Source organism: Cupriavidus sp. GW823-FHT07A04 (assembly GCF_058794615.1).
The window spans coordinates 38964-59086 of record NZ_JBXAHA010000019.1 but is presented as its reverse complement, the minus strand read 5'-3'; the positions used below and the strand labels follow the sequence as shown (position 1 = coordinate 59086).

General features: G+C 66.2%; 17 protein-coding genes. 3 read left to right on the top strand and 14 right to left on the bottom strand.

The window, feature by feature from the left end; translation table 11 throughout:
- Positions 1 to 4: 4 nt before the first annotated feature.
- The 3 genes from AC1Q7Q_RS29265 to AC1Q7Q_RS29255 all read right to left on the bottom strand — a co-directional run bounded on the left by AC1Q7Q_RS29265 (position 5) and on the right by AC1Q7Q_RS29255 (position 5304).
- Complete coding sequence (locus AC1Q7Q_RS29265) at positions 5 to 688, bottom strand: 3-oxoacid CoA-transferase subunit A (RefSeq protein WP_043357062.1); 684 nt, start codon at positions 686 to 688, stop codon at positions 5 to 7.
- A gap of 396 nt (positions 689 to 1084) precedes the next feature.
- Positions 1085 to 4162, bottom strand: a complete 3078-nt coding sequence (locus AC1Q7Q_RS29260) for an AAA family ATPase (protein WP_492371327.1) — start codon at positions 4160 to 4162, stop codon at positions 1085 to 1087.
- Positions 4159 to 5304, bottom strand: coding sequence for an exonuclease SbcCD subunit D (locus AC1Q7Q_RS29255; RefSeq protein ID WP_492371326.1), 1146 nt, complete (start codon positions 5302 to 5304; stop codon positions 4159 to 4161). Before AC1Q7Q_RS29255 ends, AC1Q7Q_RS29260 begins: the two co-directional genes overlap by 4 nt.
- Positions 5305 to 5515: 211 nt before the next feature.
- On the opposite strand from AC1Q7Q_RS29255, the gene AC1Q7Q_RS29250 reads away from it, so the two are divergent.
- Complete coding sequence (locus AC1Q7Q_RS29250) at positions 5516 to 5860, top strand: NirD/YgiW/YdeI family stress tolerance protein (protein ID WP_492371325.1); 345 nt, start codon at positions 5516 to 5518, stop codon at positions 5858 to 5860.
- Between the two features lie 105 nt (positions 5861 to 5965).
- Here the strand turns inward: AC1Q7Q_RS29250 and AC1Q7Q_RS29245 are convergent, their stop codons facing one another.
- The gene (locus AC1Q7Q_RS29245) at positions 5966 to 6955 is read right to left on the bottom strand and encodes a Bug family tripartite tricarboxylate transporter substrate binding protein (RefSeq protein WP_492371324.1); all 990 of its coding nucleotides are present in this window, start codon (positions 6953 to 6955) and stop codon (positions 5966 to 5968) included.
- Positions 6956 to 7355: 400 nt separating this feature from the next.
- Between AC1Q7Q_RS29245 and AC1Q7Q_RS29240 the strand changes: the two genes are divergently transcribed.
- Both AC1Q7Q_RS29240 and AC1Q7Q_RS29235 read left to right on the top strand, forming a co-directional pair.
- Positions 7356 to 8213 carry a helix-turn-helix domain-containing protein gene (locus tag AC1Q7Q_RS29240; RefSeq protein WP_309405743.1) on the top strand — a complete coding sequence of 286 codons (858 nt, stop codon included), beginning with the start codon at positions 7356 to 7358 and terminating at the stop codon, positions 8211 to 8213.
- A 72-nt stretch (positions 8214 to 8285) separates the two neighbouring features.
- Positions 8286 to 8612: a hypothetical protein gene (locus AC1Q7Q_RS29235; RefSeq protein ID WP_150991512.1), complete on the top strand. Its 327-nt coding sequence runs from the start codon at positions 8286 to 8288 to the stop codon at positions 8610 to 8612.
- Between the two features lie 33 nt (positions 8613 to 8645).
- On the opposite strand, the gene AC1Q7Q_RS29230 is transcribed toward AC1Q7Q_RS29235, so the two are convergent.
- The 10 genes from AC1Q7Q_RS29230 to cpaB all read right to left on the bottom strand — a co-directional run bounded on the left by AC1Q7Q_RS29230 (position 8646) and on the right by cpaB (position 20055).
- Positions 8646 to 10016 (bottom strand): sigma 54-interacting transcriptional regulator, encoded by a 1371-nt coding sequence (locus AC1Q7Q_RS29230; protein ID WP_183033918.1) that lies wholly within the window; start codon positions 10014 to 10016, stop codon positions 8646 to 8648.
- 38 nt (positions 10017 to 10054) lie between these two features.
- Complete coding sequence (locus AC1Q7Q_RS29225) at positions 10055 to 11776, bottom strand: TadG family pilus assembly protein (RefSeq protein ID WP_492371323.1); 1722 nt, start codon at positions 11774 to 11776, stop codon at positions 10055 to 10057.
- Positions 11773 to 12132 carry a DUF3613 domain-containing protein gene (locus AC1Q7Q_RS29220; RefSeq protein ID WP_492371322.1) on the bottom strand — a complete coding sequence of 120 codons (360 nt, stop codon included), beginning with the start codon at positions 12130 to 12132 and terminating at the stop codon, positions 11773 to 11775. Before AC1Q7Q_RS29220 ends, AC1Q7Q_RS29225 begins: the two co-directional genes overlap by 4 nt.
- 77 nt (positions 12133 to 12209) lie before the next feature.
- On the bottom strand, positions 12210 to 13100 hold the full coding sequence (locus tag AC1Q7Q_RS29215; RefSeq protein ID WP_492371321.1) for a pilus assembly protein TadD: 891 nt from the start codon (positions 13098 to 13100) through the stop codon (positions 12210 to 12212).
- Positions 13097 to 14119, bottom strand: a complete 1023-nt coding sequence (locus tag AC1Q7Q_RS29210) for a type II secretion system F family protein (protein ID WP_492371320.1) — start codon at positions 14117 to 14119, stop codon at positions 13097 to 13099. The genes AC1Q7Q_RS29215 and AC1Q7Q_RS29210 overlap by 4 nt, the downstream gene beginning before the upstream one ends.
- 12 nt (positions 14120 to 14131) lie before the next feature.
- Positions 14132 to 15058, bottom strand: coding sequence for a type II secretion system F family protein (locus AC1Q7Q_RS29205; protein WP_492371319.1), 927 nt, complete (start codon positions 15056 to 15058; stop codon positions 14132 to 14134).
- Positions 15051 to 16367, bottom strand: a complete 1317-nt coding sequence (locus tag AC1Q7Q_RS29200; protein WP_492371318.1) for a TadA family conjugal transfer-associated ATPase — start codon at positions 16365 to 16367, stop codon at positions 15051 to 15053. The genes AC1Q7Q_RS29205 and AC1Q7Q_RS29200 overlap by 8 nt, the downstream gene beginning before the upstream one ends.
- A gap of 1 nt (position 16368) precedes the next feature.
- On the bottom strand, positions 16369 to 17586 hold the full coding sequence (locus AC1Q7Q_RS29195; RefSeq protein ID WP_492371421.1) for a CpaE/TadZ family protein: 1218 nt from the start codon (positions 17584 to 17586) through the stop codon (positions 16369 to 16371).
- 38 nt (positions 17587 to 17624) lie between these two features.
- A complete protein-coding gene (locus tag AC1Q7Q_RS29190; protein ID WP_492371317.1) occupies positions 17625 to 18986 on the bottom strand; it encodes a type II and III secretion system protein family protein in 1362 nt (453 codons plus the stop codon).
- Between the two features lie 97 nt (positions 18987 to 19083).
- Complete coding sequence (gene cpaB, locus AC1Q7Q_RS29185; RefSeq protein WP_492371316.1) at positions 19084 to 20055, bottom strand: Flp pilus assembly protein CpaB; 972 nt, start codon at positions 20053 to 20055, stop codon at positions 19084 to 19086.
- Between the last annotated feature and the right edge of the window lie 68 nt (positions 20056 to 20123).

The window sequence follows — 20123 nt, the reverse complement described above, 5'->3', positions numbered from 1 at the left end:
GCGCTCAGGCAGCGGCCTGGCTGGCGCCGTCGACCTTGACGACGCGCTTGACGAACAACCCCGGGGTCACGATGTGTTCCGGGTCCAGCTCGCCGAGTTCGACGATCTCGCTGACCTGCACAATGGGGCATTTGGCGGCCATCGCCATGATGGGGCCAAAGTTGCGCGCGGTCTTGCGGTAGGTCAGGTTGCCCCAGCGGTCGGCGCGCAGCGCCTTGATCAGGGCGAAGTCGGCATGGATGGGCGTCTCGTAGACGTAGCCCTGGCCGTCGATAATGCGGGTTTCCTTGCCCTCGGCCAGCGGCGTGCCATAGGCGGTGCGGGTGAAGAAGCCGCCGATGCCGGCGCCGGCGGCGCGGATGCGCTCGGCCAGGTTGCCCTGCGGCACCAGTTCCAGCTCAATCTTGCCAGCGTGGTAGAGCGAATCGAAGACGTAGGAGTCGGCCTGGCGCGGGAAAGAGCAAATGATCTTGCGCACGCGCTCTGTCTTGAGCAGCGCGGCCAGCCCGGTGTCGCCATTGCCGGCGTTGTTGTTGACGATGGTGAGGTCGCGGGCGCCCTGCGCGATGAGGGCATCGATGAGCTCCGCCGGCATGCCTGCCATGCCGAAGCCGCCGATCAGGATGGTGGCGCCGTCCTGGATATCGGCCATGGCCGATTCCACCGAGTCGAATAGCTTGTTGATCACTTGCGTTCCAGTTCCGAGAGTCCGGACGAACTATCCGGAACCGGCCGCCAAGGAGGGAAACCAGGCGGCGCGCAAACGCTGTCTCCGGACAGTCCTGCCGGAAGAGCCATCCGGCTTGGGCGCCCTCCGCTTGCAAAAGGCGCACCGCCGGAAACGAATCCAACAGACTTTGGTTTTTCTTATTATTGTGGTTTGTTCTAATTGCGAACTTCAATTCGCAGAATGAACAGGTTACACCCCCTGTCCGCGGGTGGTCAAGGCGCCGGCAAATCGCTTGTGCGTTAGCCGGCCACGACCGTAGGGCAGTTGAAAGCTAGCTTGCCAACGGGGCCACGGCTGCCCGGAACATCGGACAGCTTACGCTCTTCAGGCCCCGCTGAGGTGGCGCCCGGGCCGCTACGGCAATTGCAGCTCCGCTCGGCTGCCGCCGGCCCCGGCCCGGATCTCCAGCCGCACATCGATGCGCTCGCGCAGCTCGGCCACGTGGGAAATGATGCCCACCAGCCGTCCGGCATGCTGCAGGTCGATCAGGGTGCGGATGGCAAAGTCCAGGCTCTCGGGATCGAGCGTGCCGAAGCCCTCGTCGACAAACAAGGTATCGAGCTGGATCCCGCCCGCGCGCGACTGCACCACATCGGCCAGCCCCAGCGCGAGCGAGAGCGAGGCCAGAAAGCCCTCGCCTCCGGACAAGGTATTGGCCGGGCGCGCCATGCCAGTGTCGTGGTCGAACACCTCCAGGTCGAGGCCGCCGGCGGTGCGCTGGTCGCCCTGCTGGCGCACGCGCTGCAGCTCATACCGGTTGCGGCTCATGCGCATCAGCCGCAGCGAGGCCGCTTCCAGCACCTCGTCGAGCAAGGTGGCCAGCACGAAGCGCTGGAATGTCATGCGGCGCGGATTGTTGCCGTTGGCCACTTCGGCCAGGCGGCCGAGCACCGCGTAGCTGCGCTCGATGTCCGCGCCCTTGCTGGCCAGGGCATCCAGCCGCTGCTGGCATTGCAGCAGGTTCTCGCGGCTGCGGTGCAGGTCGGCCTGCTGCCGGACCAGCGCCTCGAGCGCGCCGGCGGCGTCCGCCTGGGCCTGGCGCAGGGCGGCAAGATCCGGCGGGGCAAGGTCGCGCGCGGCAATGGCGGCGCGCTCGCGGCGATCGCCGGCAGCGGCCAGGTCGAGGTCGAAGCGATTGACCTGGGCTTCGGCCTGCTCCATCTGCGCACCCGGCATCCGCGCCTCGGCATAGGCCTGGCGAGTGACAAAGCCGGCTTGCTCCAGCGCGCTCGCGAATGCGGCGCCCGCCTGCGTCTCCCGCTTTGCGTGGGTAGCGAGGCTCGCTTGCGCGGCGGCTTGCGCGGCCAGCGCTGCCGCCAGCCCCACGCCGGCCTGCTTGTCGGCGGCCTGCGCGGCGGCCAGTGCGGCTTCGCGCGCGGCAAGGTCCCGGCGTGCCTGTGCTAGCGCCGCTGTCAGCCGCTCCGGCTCGCGCCGGTCCGGCGGCACCTGCGTGCTGGCGGCCTGCCACTCGCCCTGGAGCTTGGCGTGACGCTGGCCTGCATCCTGCACAGCGGCGTCGGCGGCGCGAATGGCCGCCTCGGCTGCCGTGAGAGCGGCTTGCTGCCGCTCAACTTCCGCGGCCAGCGGCTGGCAGCGGCCGGCGGCCGCCTCTGCCGCCTGTTGCTGCTGGCGCAGCGCCTGGACGGCGCCGGCAAGCTGCTGCCTGGCCGCCGCCGGGTCTTGCGCGGCGCCGTCGGGCATGCCCACCGTTCCCGCCGCTTCGCGCAGTTCATCCAGTTGTTCCTGCCGGTGCGTGGCTGCCAGCAACGCGCCCTGCGCACGGCTGGCCGCGCCCTGCGCCGCCTGGTCGGCAAGCCGTGCGGCCTCGCGGGCCAGGTCCAGTGCCTCGTCGGAGACCAGTGCATCGACGTGCTGCGCCAGTTGCGGGTGCGCGGTGCTCCCGCAGACAGCGCACGCCTGGCCATCCTGCAAGCCGGCAGCCAGCCGCGCGGCTTGCCCGGCCCGCCAGGCCTGCTCCGTCTCGCGCAGGCGCAGCAGGCTTGCCGCCTGCTGCTTGGCGGCTTGCTGCGCAGCGAGCTGGTCGGCATCGGCCTGGCGGTGCGCTTGCTCGCACTGCGCCAGCGTGGCGGCGTATTTGTCGAGCGTGGTTGCCTGCTGCGCCAGGCCGGCCAGCTTGAGCTGGATCGTCTCCAGCCCGCGCGCGCCTTCCTGCGCCTGGGCCAGGCCGGCCTCGGCCTGGCGCAACGTGGCGGTGACTTGCTGCTGCGCCTGCAGCGCCCCGGCATGGGCCGCACCCGCTTGCGCCTGCTGGCGGGCGGCGGCCTGCAACTCTTGCTGCAGCACGCCGAGCCGCTGCGCCTGCGGCAACATGGCCTCCAGCTCCGTCACTTGTTTTTGCGCCGTCTGGCGCTCGCCGGCACGGGCCACTTCGGCCTCAAGCCCCGCAGCGGCAGTGGCCGAGACAGCGGCGCAATCGGCAGACCGCGCGCTTGCGGCGGCCAGCGCTTGCTGCGCCTGCTGGTGTTCCTGCACGGCCTGCCCCAGATGCTGCTCGAGCGGCTGCACCTGCATGGCACGGCGTGCGGACTGCAGGCGCTGGCGCTGCGCCTCCATCTCGGGCCGCTGCGCCATCAGCGCAGCATGGGCCGCCTCGGTATCGCGCTGCTCCCGCAGGCGGGCATCCGTCTGCTCGCCCTGCCTGGTTGCCAATGTGGCCACCTCCAGCGCGGTGCGCGCGGCCACCTCGCGCTGCTGCAGTTCGGCCAGCTGGGCCTGCAACCCTGCAGCCTGCTCCCGCAGCGCGTCCACGGATTCCAATTGATACTGCTGCAGCAACGCCGTCTGCTCGATGCGCAGGCGCTCGGCTTCCTGGCGAATGCCGGCCGCCTGCCCCTTGAGCAGTTCCTCCACGCGCCGGTACAGCTCGGTGCGGAACAGCCGCTCGAGGATGGCCTGGCGGCTCTTGGAATCCGCCGTGAGCAATTCGCGAAAGCGCCCCTGCGGCAGCACGATCACCTGGCGGAACTGGCTGCTGTCAAAGCCCAGCAGGTTGCGCACGAAGTCATCGACCTTGTTGGGCTGGCTCGCCTTGCTGGTCCAGCCCGCGTCGCCCATGACATCAAGCTGGGCCTTGGGCGTTTCCTTGACGGTGCCCTCGCCGCGCAGCTTGGGCCGCTCCTGCGCGGGCGAACGCGTGGCCATGTAGCGCTGGCCACCCAAGCTGAACTCGAACGTCACCTCCGTGCGCAAGGCCGGATCGGCGTTGGCGCTGCGCATGTCCTGCGCGCTGCGCTCGCCGCCAGAGGTGTCGCCGTAGAGCGCAAAGCAGATCGCGTCGAGCAAGGTGGTCTTGCCCGCGCCGGTGGGGCCGTGGATCAGGAAGAATGCCCGCTCCCCGAGCCGGGTGAAGTCGATTTCCTCGCTGGCGGCAAATGGGCCGAAGGCTTGCAGCTTCAGGCGCAGCGGTCTCATGCGGACTCCCGGTCTGCGCGGGCAATGCCCTCGAGCACCTGGTCGAGCACGCGGCGCTTATCGTCGTCCAGCTCTTCGTCCGCCACCTCCTTGAAGAAGTTGGCGAACAGTTCGCCGGTATCGAGCTGGCGCAGGCGCTGGCCCGCCGCGCCGGCCTCGCCCGTGCGCGCCAGCACCGCGCGCTCGATGGCGAGCGCATTGGGATAGGCCTGGCGCAAGCGCGCCATCGGATCGAGCAAGGCGCCGTTGTCGGTCAACACCGCGTGGATGTAGTCATCGCGCCGCGGGTCTGCCGCGCCTTGCGCCAGCAGATCGGCCAGTTGCCCTTCGATGATGCGAAGGTCGCGCCGTGGCGACAGCGCGATCGGCTCGATGCTGACCGCGCCATCGGCCGCCAGCTCGATCAGTGAAACCGACTTGGCATGCGTGACTTCGGACAGCGAGTACTTCAGCAAGGAGCCGGCGTAGTGGATGCGCTGGCTGAAGGTCTGCGGGCGATGCAGGTGGCCAAGCGCGACCAGGTCGAAGCCGTCGAACACGCTGGCGGCAACGGCGCCGCTGCCACCAACCGACAGCGGCCGCTCGGATTCGCTGGCCTCGCCACCGATCACGAAAGCGTGGGCCACCACCACCGAACGCGCCTGCGCCGGATGGCTGGCGCGGATCGCGTCCAGGCGCGCCGCCAACGCGGCCTCGTGCCCGGGCAGTTCCATGTCGAAGGCGTCGCGCACGGTTGCGGGCTCGGCATAGGGCAAGGCGTAGATCCGTACTTCGCCATGGGCATCGGACAAGGTCACGCAAGTGGCATCGCGCTCGGTGATGCCGGCCACGTGCAAACCCTGCGCCGTCAGCAGCCGCGCGCCGAAACCAAGCCGCTGGGCGCTGTCGTGATTGCCCGCGATCATCACCACCGGAATGCCGGCATCCACCACGATGCGGGCCAGCACGTCGTCCAGCAACGCCACGGCCTCGGGCGGCGGCACCGCGCGGTCATACACGTCGCCGGCGATCAGCACCGCATCGGGCCGGCGCTCGCGCACCAGCGCAACGAATTGGTCAAGCACCCAGGCCTGGTCTTCAAGCAGGCTGCGCGCATGGAATACGCGCCCGAGATGCCAGTCGGCAGTGTGAAGAAAACGCAATGTGAATCCCTAGCAGTATGTGGACGGGCCGGAGCGGACCGCGGCGGCAAGCGCCATCATAACGTTGCCCAGCCGCCATTCAGCTTCGGTTCAGCCGGCACGCTCCACAATAGGCGCCGAGCCAGTGCAAAAGCACCGCCTCCGGCACAATGGGCTGGCTAGGTTGCCGCCCCCCAGCCGCTATGTTTCAACCAGACCTGAGAGAGAAACCATGAAACGCATCCTGATCGCGGCAGCACTGACGGCTACGGCCGCATTGGCACAAGCGCAGTACGTGGGCCCAACCACGGTTCCAACGACCACCGTCAAGGCGTTGACGGAGCAAGGCAAGGATGACCAGCACGCCGTGCTGCGCGGGCAAATCATCAGCAGCGTGGGCCACGAGCTTTACCAGTTCGACGACGGCACCGGCCAGATCCGGATCAAGATCGACAAGAAGCTGTGGCCTGCCGGAAAGCCGGTGGACGCATCGACCAAAGTGGAACTGCTGGGCGAATACGACAAGGCGCTCTTCGGCGACTCCAAGTTCAAGGTCAAGCAGATCCGCATTCTTTAATGCATAGCGCAAAAACGGCGATGGCCGGGCCGTAAGCACCCGGGCATCGCCGCACTGACGTCTGGAAGACTGGAAGCCTGGAAGCCTGGAAGCCTGGAATCCGGATTATTCCTGGATATTGGCTTCGCTCACGATCTTGCGGTACGACTCGGTTTCCTTGGCGATAAAGCTGCGAAAGGCGACGGCGTCCTTCGCATCGATGTCGACACCCGATTCGGACAGCTTGCTCTTCACTTCCGGCGCGTTGATGGCGCGAGCCAGTGCGTCGGTCAGCTTGTCGGTCACCGACTTGGGCGTGTTGGCAGGCGCGAACAAGCCAAACCACAGGCGCATGTCCACATTGGCCAGGGCCTTGTTCTCCGCCAGTGCCGGGATATTGGGCGCGGCATGCGAGCGCGTGGCCGAGGTCACGCCAATCGCTTGCAGCTTGCCCGACTTGATCTGCGGCAGCGCCGTCGACAGCACCAGCACGCCCAGTTCGATCTGGTTTGCCATCAGGTCGGCGATGGCCGGCGCGCCGCCCTTGTACGGCACGTGGGTCATATCGACCTTGCTGGCGCCGCGGATCAGCTCTCCCGACAGATGCAGCGGCGTGCCGATGCCCGAGGTGCCATAGTTCACCGGCTTCTTGCTCTTGGCCAGCGCCAGGAAACCCGCCACGCCCTGAATGCCGGAATGCGCGCCGGACACCAGCACCATGGGCTGCGAGCCCACCATGCGCAAGGGCACGAGATCCCGCTGGCCGTCGTACTTGATCTTCGGGTTGGTCAGCTTGGCGATCGAGATTTCGCTGTTGGAACCCAGCAGCAACGTATAGCCGTCGGCCGGCGCATTGATGGTCTTGAGCGCGCCGATGGTGCCGCTGGCGCCCGGCGCATTGTCCACCACCACCGATACACCCAGGTCCTGGCCAAGGCGCTGGCTCAGCACGCGCGCCACCAGGTCGTTGCTGCCGCCGGCGGCGTATGGCACGACGATGGTGATGGGCCGGTCCGGATAACCGGCGGCCTGGGCAGGCGCTACGGCGAGGGTCAGCGTGGCGGTCGTAACGATGGTGACGGCGGCGGTCAGCGCCGTGGCGAGGGACTTCTTCATCGGATTCCTTTTCTGGCGCCTGAGGCGCTCCTTTGGTGTGGCAAGCGTGATGCGGGAAACCAGCGGATTGCGGGCCTCATGATGCGGATCGCAATATACATGCCATCCAAAAAACTAGCCAAGTCTCGTTTACGAGACTGTACAAGCATTGACGCCATCTTTATGCACCACAACTGAGCACAAAAGGCACATTGATGCACAAAATGCGGCTTATCCAGATCATCCAGCCGTCGTGGGTATATCGTCCGGATGCGCGAATGCCTTGAACGCGGGGAAATGCGGCGGCATGGCATTCCGACATGTTGCTTCTCTCGCCATCCGGCCACGGCCCATGCTAGGATGGGTCTTGTCTTCTTTTTGAGATTCCCCGAGGATGGACGCTCCGCTCGCTGCCGGCCCAATGGTTGATTTCGTTGAAATCGGCAATCGCCTGCGCGCGTACCGTCTAGGCGCGGGGATGCGCGCGGAAGCCATCGCCGAACAGCTCGGCGTATCGCGGGCCGCGATCTATCGCATGGAGAAGGGCGACATCGTCAAGATCGAGACCCTTGGCCGTCTCGCCCAGTTGCTCGGCACCTCGCTGGCATCCATGCTGGGGGTCGAGTCCGAGTACTACTACTCGGCCGTGGCGTATATCGAGCGCATGCGCCAGCTCGAGCACGGCGCGACGCGCATCCTGGCCCATTTCGAACCAATCTCCTACCTGCTGACCTCGCCCGATTACGCCGGCCACCTGCGCCAGATGCTGGCGGAGAGTCCGCAGCCAGCGCCAGCCGCAACCATCGACGCCCTGCTGGACCTGCTGGAAGAGCGCAAGCAATCGTTCGCGCGCAGCGTGCCGCCCATCACCAGCCTGATCGACCTGCGCTCGCTGGAGCGCTTCGTGCATTTTGGCTTGGTGGGACGGCTGGACCTGCCGCCCGCGGTGCGCATGGAGCGCTCGCTGGCAGCCCGGCGCGAGATCGAACGCGTGATCGACCTGCTGGACGCGCAGCCCATCGGCCTGCAGATCGGCATCGTCGACGGCAGCATGCCCAACGTGACCTTCCAGGTCTTCGAGCGGCCCGGCAAGGCTTATGTGGCCACCAGCCCATTTCGTTTTGGCGAGTTTCCCAACGTGTCCACCGGCATCGCCACCGTGACCGCAGCGCCCGAGGCGGTACGGCTTTACACCACCATGGTCAATGACCTATGGCAACGCGCCTACAAGGGGCGCGACGGCGCCGCGCTGCTGCGGCGCATGTTGAACAGCGTATGAGCGGGCGCGATCCGCCATGCAGCCATTTTCATTTGATGTACCGAACCCGTTTTCACTAACCGATATTGCGCCATGACGCTTGAAACCACCCTCCAGCAATTCCAGGATTCGCTCCCCGGCACCGACGCTTTCGTGACGGTGAAGAAAGCCACGCGCGAGCTGATCGACACCGACCCCGCACACGCGGCGGCCTACTTCCTGCTGTACGGCTTCGCCCGCTCTTACGTGCTGCTGTATGAGGACCAGGCAGTGACCATGGACTTTGCCGAAGCCGCCAAGCAGGAGCTGCTCGGCTACATGCAAGGCATTGCACGCACGCTGCACGGCGAGAGCGCCGCGCTGCTGGCGGAAATGAACCGCATCGTCAGCGCTTACCAGGGCGGCAAGAAGACGTTCTGAAGCGCAGCGCCCCCATGCCATGACGGGGACAATTCACGCCGGCTCGGCCTCGTTGTCGGCGATCTGGAACTTGCGCATCTTCTCCCACAGCACCTTGCGGCTGATGCCCAGGCTGGCCGCCGTATCCTGGCGCCGCCAGCTATTGGCATCCAGCGCGGCCACAATGCGGCGGCGCTCCTCGGTCTCGCCGCGCCAGTCGGCAGTGCGCTCGCTGCTATCGAACGCACCCGGGCGCAGGCTGCGGAACAAAGGCCGGATCCGCGCCTCGTCCCAATGCCCGGTCTGCTGCACAGTAATACCGATGCGCTCGGCCAGGTTGCGCAACTCGCGCACATTCCCCGTGAAGAACGCCGTGCCCACCGCCCCCTTGAGCCAGTCTGGCACGGGCGGCAATGCGTCCAGGCCTGAGGCCCCGAGCATCTGCTTGAGGAACGACACCAGCAACGCCACCTTATCGACGGCGCCCCGCTCCTCCAGGCTGGGCAGCCGCAGCTCGATCACCGCCAGCCGGAAATATAGGTCCGCACGGAAGCGGCCCTGCGACACGGCCTCGCGCAGATCCTTGTTGGTGGCCGCGACCAGGCGGAAATCCAGCTTGACCGGCATGGTCGAGCCCAGCCGGGTCAGCGCGCTCTCCTCCAGCACGCGCAGCAGCTTGACCTGCTGGAACAGCGGCAGGTCGCCGATTTCATCCAGGAACAGCGTGCCGCCGTTGGCCTGCTCGAAGAAGCCGCGGTGCGCGAACATCGCGCCGGTAAACGCGCCCTTGGCATGTCCGAAGAACTGCGACTCGAACAGGCCATCGGGAATCGCCCCGCAATTCACGGCAACGAACGGTCCCTTGCCATAGATGTTGTTGCGCTCGTGAAAGCGCTGCGCGATCCGCTCCTTGCCCGCGCCGGTCTCGCCGTACAGCATCACATTGCTGCCGAAATCCGCGAAGGTCTCCACCTGCGACAGGAACTGCTGCATGGCGGGTGACTCCGCCACCAGGTCCGCCACCGCATTCGCGGGCTCGGCGGCTGCCAGCAACTGCGGCAGCAGCTTGCCGATCTGGTTGCGCAGGTCTGGCCCCGTGAAATCGTCGGCCAGGATATGCGCATACTCCGCGGGAAAGCGCCCCGGATCCGTCTCGCGCCCCGGCGCCGCCACCCACACCACGGGCATGCCGTGGGCCGCCTCCCAGTCCAGCGCGGTGAACTTCGCCGCGCCGATCACCGAGACACTGATGACCGCCACGCACGGCTTGAGCCGCGGCTCCGCGGGCAAGGCCTCCAGCGCGCCGGCGCGGATCACGTCCACGCCAAGCGGCGACAGGAAACGCGATACACGATCGGCAATGTCAGACTTGCCTTCCCATACATATACTTCAAGGCTCTCGTAAGCCCAGCGATCTGTCTTCATCTGTCTTCCGCCGTATAGCGATTAGCCTGCTGCATGGCTCAGAACACCAGCTCGGCGTTGTTGCAGTCGATTCCTTGCATCCAGATGTCGGCGTAGCCTAGCTGGATGCCTAATGCGGCTAGTAATGGGACCAGCACGGGGTCAAGCCCTGAGAGCAATGAGGCTAGGAGATCCGCTAGCGGCAATGGAACCGTCGCGATATCAATCCCGAGCAACCTGACGACGATATCCAGGTTCAGGTTACGCAGGACATCTCTGACCACCCCGCTTAGTGGCTGCGGGGTCCCGACCCGGATCGACGTACCTGGCGCCATGTTGACTGTCGTACTGTTGACACCAACCGTACCAGTTTGCGGACTGCCGCTGGCGATGATCCTCACCCCCGTGCCGAAAGCCAAGGTATCGATTAATGTGACAGGTCCGGACGCGCAGCCGCTGCCGGAGGCCGCGGCAAGGCATGCCTTGACCAAGCCTGTGTTCACCCCCAATGTGGCACGGCAATCCGCCTTTGCGGCCGCACACTGAATGCCTTGCAATGAGGCCGTGGCCGCCGCGACTTCGACGTAGAGCGGCAGGTTTATGCCGACGCCCACCAGGCTGAGCACGTTGATATTGACCCCGAGATCGAGTCGCAACCCCACCTGCGCCGTGTGCGCGGTGGTTTGCCAGACTCCGGGGCTAAGCTGGCGCGCCGGCCCTACCGCCATCACGGGCGGCTGCACGACATATAGCTGCGCACCGATATTGGTCAGGCCCGCCACATTAATCTGAGGCAACTTCACCTGGATCGCCGAATTGCCATTCGCGACCTGCGCCCCGAGCATCAGCAACTGCGCCACGTTCAGCGCCACATCAGCCGCTGACGACGCCGCCGGCGCCAGCACGCCCAGGTTCAGCAACTGGCCCAGTCCCACGTTGGCCTTGACCCCGCTCAACCCAAGTTGCGTGGGCGGGCTGCCCAGCGCCGCGGACAGCAGCGAATCCTTGCCGGCCGCGCCCAGCACGAGCGCATAGAACTGCTGGATCGACAGCGATGTCTTCAGCAAGTCGTTAATGGTGCCGACACCCAGCTTCAGGCGCAGTTGGTCGAGCGTGACATTGGCGTTGAGCAAGCCTTGCCAGTCCAAAACGGACAGCTGCACCGAGGTTCCCAGCAAACTGCTGAGCACACTGCTGCCGGTGTTGACATCCAGCAACCCGCTACCGACCGAAAACGACGCCACCGGCGGGCTCGCATTGGCAATCGCCTCCGCGCGCAACTGGCGCGACGCGCTGCCGGGAATCACGAACAGGATCGGCACGGTCTGGGTCACGACCACCTGCACCGCGTTTGCCGATAGCTTGGTGGTGTCGTAGCCGGCGTTGAAGTGCCGTACGGTGTCGCTCCCAGTGCTGTAAGCCGGATCCCATACGCCCAGGCAGACACGCATGCCATCGGCATCGCTGCTGCCCGCTGCGCTGCAATTGGCGGTCGCCGTGCCGGCGTAGTCATTCTGCGTGCCCGCCGACTGCGTGGCGCTCAGCACATTGGCCGACACGGTGGCGGCGGCCGCGGCTTGCTTGAGCTGCTGCGCGCCGGCCAGTGCGGCCATGTCGGCGATCTTTTGCAACTGGCGCTGCCGGTAGAACACATGGCCGACATCGATCGACACCAGCGAACCGATCGCAACCGTCGCCAGCAGCAGGGCGCCAAGCACGCCGATGGCACCGCGCTGCCCGCGTCGGCGCCCGGCGACGAGAGGCGAGCGGCAGCGAATCATCGGCCTGCCACTCCCTGCCCTGCGCCACCGCTGGAGCCATTTTTCGATCCCGCCTGGCCCGTGTAGAACTCGGGGATCGGATAGGCAAACGTCGCCATATAGCGCTGGTAGGACAGGGCTGCCTGCTCCCCACGCAACACCTGCAGCTCGCCCGCCTGGGCGCCACTGCGCTGGATCTCGAGGATGCCACGGGTATGCGGGCCAATCTCTTGCCGGGCCGGTCGCGCCAAGGGTGTTGCAGGTGCGTCCGTCTGGGCCTCGGCGGGGAAGGCGCCAAATCCGAGCATGGCGATCGCCAGCGCCAGTCCACTGCGGCGGGCATGGCCACGCAGGCTTCTTGTTCCGGTCTGGTTCATGGAAATCTCCTGGGTTGGTGCCGTCGGCGCGGACAACGGGTATCGGGTATTGCGCGGTTGTGCCATCCAGCGATCTCTCATGGCGTGGCCTGGAGGATATCGGTCAGGCGCTGATGGTTCGGGCCGGGTGTCGCGGCGGCGGCAAGCCGGGCCGATTGTGGCGCGGTCTGCGCCACGGCCTGCTGCGCGGCAACGCGTTCGCGTTGCGTGCTCGCGCGCCGGACCCGCTCTGCTTCCTGCAACACCGCCTTGCGCGTTGCCTCTGGCAGGCCGGCCCGCTGCATCAGCGACGCCGCCTGCTCACGCTTGCCGTCGGCTGCGAGCCAGACCGCCGCGTTGCTCACCACGCGCGGGTTCTTGCCATCGAGTTGCAAGGCCTGCATCACCGGCACGCGCGCCTCGCCCAACGCACCCGTGCGCATCAACGCGTAGCCCAGGTCATTGGCCACCTGCGCGTTGGTGGGATCCGCGCCGGCTGCCAATTGAAACGCTGTCGCGGCAGCGGCAAAGTCGTTCCTGCGGCCGGCAATCAGGCCCAGACCGTGGTAAGCGCGCGCCTGCACCGAAGTGCCGGCCAGGCTGCGATAAGCCTGCTCGGCGGCGGCATCCTGATTGGTCTCGCGCAACGCGTCCGCGCGCATCAGCGTCATCGCCGGCGACGCGCCGAAGCGCTTCTCGTAGACGTCGATATGCGCAAGCGACGCGAAGTACAGGCCCTCTTCCTGCATCTTGCCGATCAGGCCGAGGTAGACCGATTTATCGTCGTAGATGGCCCGGTCCTGCTTGTCGCGCAGCTTGGACAGCTCCACCTGGGCATCGGCCTGATCGCTCATGCGGGTAGCCAGGCTGGTGCCGCAGCCGGATAGCACGGCCAGGGCCAGGGCCGATGCCAGGGTGGTTAAAGAGTGTGCGGGCCAAAGCGATCGATATCTCGTCCTGCTTCCCGAGCGCTTGTCTTGTTTGTTCATTTCGGTCCCCCCGACATATGCGCCAGCATTCTTATCACGCCCAAAAAGCCGGGTCCGGCCGTGATGATCAGCAATACGGGCAGCATGGTCACCACCATGACGGCAGTCATCTTCACGGTCAGCTTCCCCACCTGTTCTTTCATGCGCGCCTTGCGCGATTCCTGCAGGCGCAAGCCGAATTGCCGCAGCGGCTCCTGAACGGCACCGCCAAATCGATCCACCTGGCTAAGCATGGTGATCAGGCTCTTCAGGTCCTCGCTATCGAACAACTTCCCGATGCGCTGGAGCGTCTGGTCGCGCGACCGGCCCGAGGCAAACTGCTGGTTGGCACGCATCAGTTCAGGGCCAAGCACGCGCAGCATGCCGCCGAACTCCGCCACGATCACCTGCAGGCTCTGATCGATCGACAGCCCCACTCCCTGCAACAGGCGCAGCATGTCGACCAGCACAGGCAACTCATCCTCCAGGCGCAGCATGCGACTGCTGGCCCGACGCTGCAGCGCCCATTTGGGCGCCAGGAAAAACACCGCGAACGTGACGAAGGCCCACATCGTTGCGCCCATCAGCGATGTGGGCAAACGCCATGCAAAGACCCCTGCCGCCAACGCCGCCGGTAATGACAGGCGCAGTCCTCCAAATATGGCCCGGGCCTTGTCACCGTAAAGGCCACACTGCTCAAGCAATCGCTGCTCTTCCGCTGTCACCACGGCCTTGCCCAAAGGCGACTCAAGCCAGCGCTGGTCAAAGCGCTTGCTAAGCTGGCTGCCCAGCCGCACGCCAATGCGAGCGCCGGCGCTTTGTGCCGCGGCGGCGTTGGCAACATTGGCTGTGCTGGCCGGAGCAGTGGCGGGAGCATCCGGCACGGCGGCAGCCGCGGCAGCCTGTCGCGAGAGCGCAGCGTCGATGGTGCGCTCGGCGCGGTGACGTTGCCGCCATTGCCCCACCAGCGGCAAGGCCAGGGCCGCTAGCCCGATGGCCGCCGCGCATAGGCTCAGCGAGATCAAGGTAGTGCTATCCATGGTCCCTTGTTCCTATACCGACTTGGCCAGCCGATAGAGCATGGCCGCCCCCATCACTTCCAGTATCACGGCAACCAGCAATAGCGTCTTGCCGGCCGGGTCGCGCCACATCATCATGATGTAGGCGGCATTCATCACGAACATCATCCCCGCCACCACCATCGGCAGCATGCCAAGTACCCAGGCCGACAACCGCGTCTCGGACGACAGCGCATGCAGTTCCTGTTGCGCTTGCTCGCGGTCTCGCATGAAGGCGGCGGTACGCTCCATGACAATGTCCGCGCGACCGCCGTAGCGCACCGCGAGCCGTAGCACGGAAGACAGCAGCATCAGTTCGTCGACCTGGTAGATCCGCGCGACCTGCAAGACCGCCTGATCCAGTTCCTTGCCTGCGCGCTGCAAGTGGATGGCCTGTACCAGGCACTGGCGCAATGGCGCCTCGGCATTGCCGATGGCAGCCTGAAAGGCCGAAGGCACGCTGCTTCCGATGCTCATCATCCGGACTACCGCATCGAGAAACGACGGCAACTGCTGGCGAAGTCTCTGCCCGGTACGACGGGCTCGGTTCCAGAGCATGAAATAAAGGATCACCACCCCGATTGACAGCGCGGCTAATGCAGCCAGCCAGCCGCCCATGGCAACGCCCACGAGCCCCAAGCCGATGATGGAACCACCCCACAACGCATAAGTGCGCCGCGTCGGCGCCAGGTCCGCACGGCGCAGGAAATCCGCCCACTTGCGCCGCAGGTCGTGCTGCTTCTTGCCGGCTTGCGGCTCCGGCGTAGTCGCATAGCGTGCCTTGACCTGCTCGGTCTGCGCTTGCAGGAACGCACGCGCGCTCTCTTCCTGCGCGCGCGCCTTGGCGCTGGACAGCATCAGCAGGCCCAGTCCCAGCAAGACGAGAGCGGCCGCCGCAACGACCAGCGCCGCGCTAGACATCGAAGCGGTCGTCCAGGCCAAAGTTGGTCGGGCGCATGCGCGCCAGCTTGGGCGAATGCGGCAGGATGCCAAGCGAGAGCCAGCGGTCTACCTCGTTGCCGTCGGGGCCGACGAACGGCTCGTGGCGGAACAGCTCCTGGGTCGAGATGATGTTGTCGCCAAGGCCGGTGACTTCCGTGATCGAGAGGATGCGGCGCTTGCCGTTGGAGAGCCGGCCGATCTGCACGATAAAGTCGATGGCATTGGCGATCTGCCGGCGCAGGCTGGCCTCGCTGCCCTGGAAGCCGGCAAAGCCGGCCAGCATCTCCAGTCGGTACAGGCACTCGCGCGGGCTGCTCGAGTGGATGGTGCCCATGGAGCCATCGTGCCCCGTGCTCATGGCCTGCAGCATTTCCAGCACCTCACCGCCGCGCACCTCGCCCACGATGATGCGGTCGGGCCGCATCCGCAGGCTGTTGCGCAGCAGGTCGCGGATCGACACCACGCCCGTGCCTTCGAAGCCGCCAGGGCGGCTCTCCAGCCGCACCACGTGCGGATGGTTGAGCGCCAGTTCCGCCGTGTCCTCGATGGTGATCACGCGCTCGCCGTCGGGCACATAGGTGGCCAGCGCATTGAGCAGCGACGTCTTGCCCGAACTGGTGCCGCCACTGACAAGGATATTGCAGCGGGCCTTTACGGCGGCCTCGAGCAGTTCGTTGACCTCGGGGCTCATGGTGCCCAGGCCTTGCAGGTCCGCGGGCGTCAGCGGGTCCTTGCGGAACTTGCGGATCGACACCACCGGGCCGGCCAGCGCCAGCGGGGGAATCACCACGTTGATGCGCCCGCCATCCGGCAGGCGTGCGTCGACCATGGGATTGGACTCATCCAGCCGCCGGCCGATGGGCGCCAGGATGCGGCGCACGATGCGCAGCAGATGCCCGCTATCGGCAAAGCGCACGGGGATGCGCTCCAGCACGCCATGCCGGGAGACGTAGACATCCAGGTGCCCGTTGACCAGGATGTCTTCCACCGCCGGGTCGTTGAGCAAGTCCTCGATCGGACCGAAGCCCGCCAGCTCCTTGGTCAGCGCCTCGGCGATCTGATGCAGCTCGGCCTCGTTGATGGGGATGCGGCGCAGCCGCATGAAGCTCTCCAGTTCCAGGTCGACAAAGCGGTTGATCGCGGTGCGCGACCAGCGGCCGAACTCCGCGCCCAGCTCCTCAATGCGGGTGAGCAGATGCTCATGGGCCGCCTCCTTGATGTTCTGGAATTCCTGCGAAGCAGGAAAAGGCGCGGCGGAGTTATCGGAGAATTCGATGGCTTGCGACATGTCAGTTCCCAGCCCGCTCAGCGCGTATCACGCGCATGGCGCGTAGCGCTTCGGGCAGTTTTTCTTTTACCCGGCCCAGCAAGCCAGCTTCGCTTGCAGTGCCGGCACGGTATCCCAGCCGATCCACCAACTGGCCAATGGCACGGACATAGGGATCGGCGGGGCTGTCATCGGCCAGCACCACGCCACGGTTGAGCGCCAGCACCAGCGGCTCGCGCCGGTCGGGCAAGGTGCCGACCGAGGGCGCCTCCAGGCGCTGCGCGATCTGCTGGGCGTCCACGCCCAGGCGCGCCTCGAAACGCGAGACCAGCAAGTGCAGGTCCTCGCGCTCCACCTCGCGCTTCTTCAACTCCTGGAGCAACTCCGCAGCCGAGACGATGGCGCCGACGCTCTGGTCCACCACCAACACCACCATGTCGGCGGCCTTGACCAGGTGCGCCATGAAATCGACATTGCTAAAGCCGCCCAGGTCCACCACCTGCAGGTCAAAAAAGGCGCGCAGGCGATTCAGCAGCCCAAGCGCCTCCATGAACGAGATATCCCGCATCTCCGCCAGCGTGGCCGGCAGCGGCAACACGGCCACGCCATTGCCGTGGCGCGCCAGCGCCGTCTGCACGAAAACCTGGTCGAAGCGCCGCAGGTTGCGTACGCCTTCGACAAAGTGAAAGCCGGGACTGATGTTCATGTACAACGAGCCGTCGCGCGACGGCAGCCCCAGGTCCATCAACAGCACTTCGCCATGGCTGCGCTTGCGCACCGCTGCCGCGAGGTTGGTAGCCAGCGTTGTGGCACCCACGCCCACGCGCGCGCCAAGCACCGCCACGACCTTGCCCCGGCGCGCCGGCTCCGCGTGGCCGCGCACCGCCAGCAGCCTGCGCACGATCTCGATCGCGCCGGCCGGCGGCGCGGTCATGTCGATGAAATCTTTGGCGCCAGCCCGCAGCGCCGCCAGCATGATGTCCGGCTCGCCCGCGTTGCCCACCGCCACCAGCGGCAGCCCCGGGTACAGCTTCGTCACGTGCTCGGCCAGCCGGCTTGATGCCAGCGCCTGCTCCCGCGAAAAATGCAGGAAGACCATGCCGGGATTGACCGTGGCGATCTGCTCCACAAAGGCATCCTGCGGGCCAGCCTCGACGACCAGCCGGCCCAGGTTGCCGAGCGCGTTGGCCAGCCATTGGCGCGGCTCCGGCTGTGCGGTGTTGAACAGGAAGAAGTCCATCTGACCCTGCCTTGCGCCGTCGTCCTGCTTGCCCAATGTCATTTTGAAAACCCTGGCAGCGTCGGATCGACGTATTCGCCAAGCACATACCGGCCCCACACATTGGGGTTGCCGCTGGTGCGTCCATCCTCGCTGACCGCGGCCACGGCCGCCGCGCCCTTGGCGAGCGGGCGCACCAGGCGCGGCGTGACCACGATCATCAGCTCGCGGTCTTCCTGGTTGAAGTTCAGGTTGCGAAAGAAGGTGCCGATGATCGGCAGGTCGCCGAGCAAAGGCACCTTGTTGACGTTGCTGACCGTGGTGCGGCTGACCAGCCCGCCGATCACAAAGCTCTCGCCATCGCCGAGTTCCACCGTGGTGTCGGCGCGGCGGGTGACAATGGCAGGCACCATGGCACCGTTGATCGATATGCCGCGTGACGGATCGAGATCGCTGGCTTCAGGCGCCACCTTCAAGGCAATGCGATCCTTGGCTAGCACGGTGGGCGTCACGGTCAGGCCAATGCCGAAGGGCTTGAACTGGATGGTGGTCGTGCCGAGTGCCTGCGGCACCGGGATCGGGATCTCCCCGCCGGCAAGAAAGCTCGCGCTCTGCCCGGACAGCGCCACCAGGCTCGGTTCGGCCAGCACCCGCGCCATGCCATTGCTCTCAAGCAGGCTCAGGTTGGCGAAGATCCCGCGCGAGAATGACGCCGCGACAAGATTGAAGGCACTGCTCATCGGCGAGCTGATGTCGGCACTGAACGAACCCGGCGTGGAGTCCGTTCGCGGTGTGAAAGTGAACTTGTTCAGCGACGACGGGGAGAACGTGCCAAAGGCGAAGCCGCCGTTGTTCCGGTAGAAATTGAACCCCACCTCCTTGAGCACGGTCTTGCTGACCTCGACCACTTTCACGTCGACCTGCACCGTGCTGCTGACCGGAATCGTGGAGCGATCGATCACCACACCACCCTTGCCTTCGGCGGTAGCGGTGGCCGAGCGCGCCGCCAGTTGGGCGCGCAGCGAAGCCTGCGCATCACGCGCCTCGCCGCTGATCAGTGCGCCCCCGCCCGACACTGTCACGTCGGGATCGCCGGACTCGCCTCGCGTCGCATCCACCTGCACCCGGTAGGTTTGCGCGGCTTCGCCACGTGGCCAAACCATCAGCTCGGTAGCGCCGGGCTTCTTGGCCACCACCAGCACGCCGTTGGCACCCGAGCCGCTCTTTAGCAGCAACGCATCCGCCACGGCAGGGTTGCCGATCGCCACGCGTTCCAGTGGCCTGTTCAGACGTAGCTCACGCTGGCTACCCACCACCAGCCTCAGATCACGCACGCCGCCATCGGCCTGCTGCGCCCACGCCGCGGGGACGGTGCAGCAGACGGCCAGGATGGTGGCGGCCCCGGCAAGAATGGATTTCATCAATCGACTATCCAGAAGTAACACTGAAAACACCAATCCAAATGCAATCCGGCGGGCGTGCACGAGGCATGCTTCGACCACGACGGCGTGCCTGGCTTCATTCGATCTCGCGCTTGCCGCCGCGGATCATCTCAACACTGTTCTGCGCGACGCTGCTCGCGCCCGCGCCATGGGGGCGCTGCGCGATGGCTGCAGGTGCCGGGACAGGCGATGGCGCTGCCTTGACAGGAAGCGCTTCACCTCGTGCCCCACCCGCGATCCCTGCCAGCGCAACGCCTGCCATTGCGCGATCGGATGGCGCCAGCGCTGCGGCAGGCGCCCCGCCTTTTGCCTGCGTCTTTGCCTGCATGACCGGTGCGGGATCCTCAAACAGGCCTTCGGTGGGAACATCCGGATCGTCGGGATTGCGCAGGGCCAGCAACAGGCGCCCGGTTTGCTGTGCGATAGCCAGCTTGCCGACGTTGGCCACCGGCACTGCCAGCACGGCGGTCTTCGCGCCTTCGCGGCGCGCCATCATTTGCTCGGGCGGGGGCTTGGCGGCTTCATTGACCGTCCCCGCACCATAGGCCAGCACGCGCAGGCGCGCGAGCAGCATGCGCGCCTGGCTGCCTGCGATCTCCTGGCCATCGCGGCGGAACACCGCGAACACATCGACAAAGTCGCCCGGCTGCACCTGGTTGCCAACGCCAATCACTTCATCGACCGCAACCGCCACCGCGCGCTCGCCCTCTTTCACCTGAGTGGCAAGGCCCGCCAGCAGCTGGCTTTCCAGTACCGGCACGTTCGCGCCGATGCCAACCAGCGGCACCTGGCCTGCCACGCGGGCCACTTCGGTGTAAGCCCCCGCCGGATTGATGGGCAATTGCTCTACCTTGAGCGCGTCGACGGGGACCGGCTTGCCGGCTTCGATCGGCTTCACTGTGATCACCACCGGATACGACTGCATGCTTGCCATTACGGGCTCCGCTGGTTTGGCCGGCGTACGCGCCACGCGCCACGCGAGCAACGCCAGCAACGCGGCAAGGACGAGCAGCGCGATGGCAAGCACGCGGATCTGTTTGCTGGTCATGCGAACTCTCTGGTTTGGATAAATGGAATCTGGCTTAGGCACATGTCGACAAACGGCGTCCGCTCGTG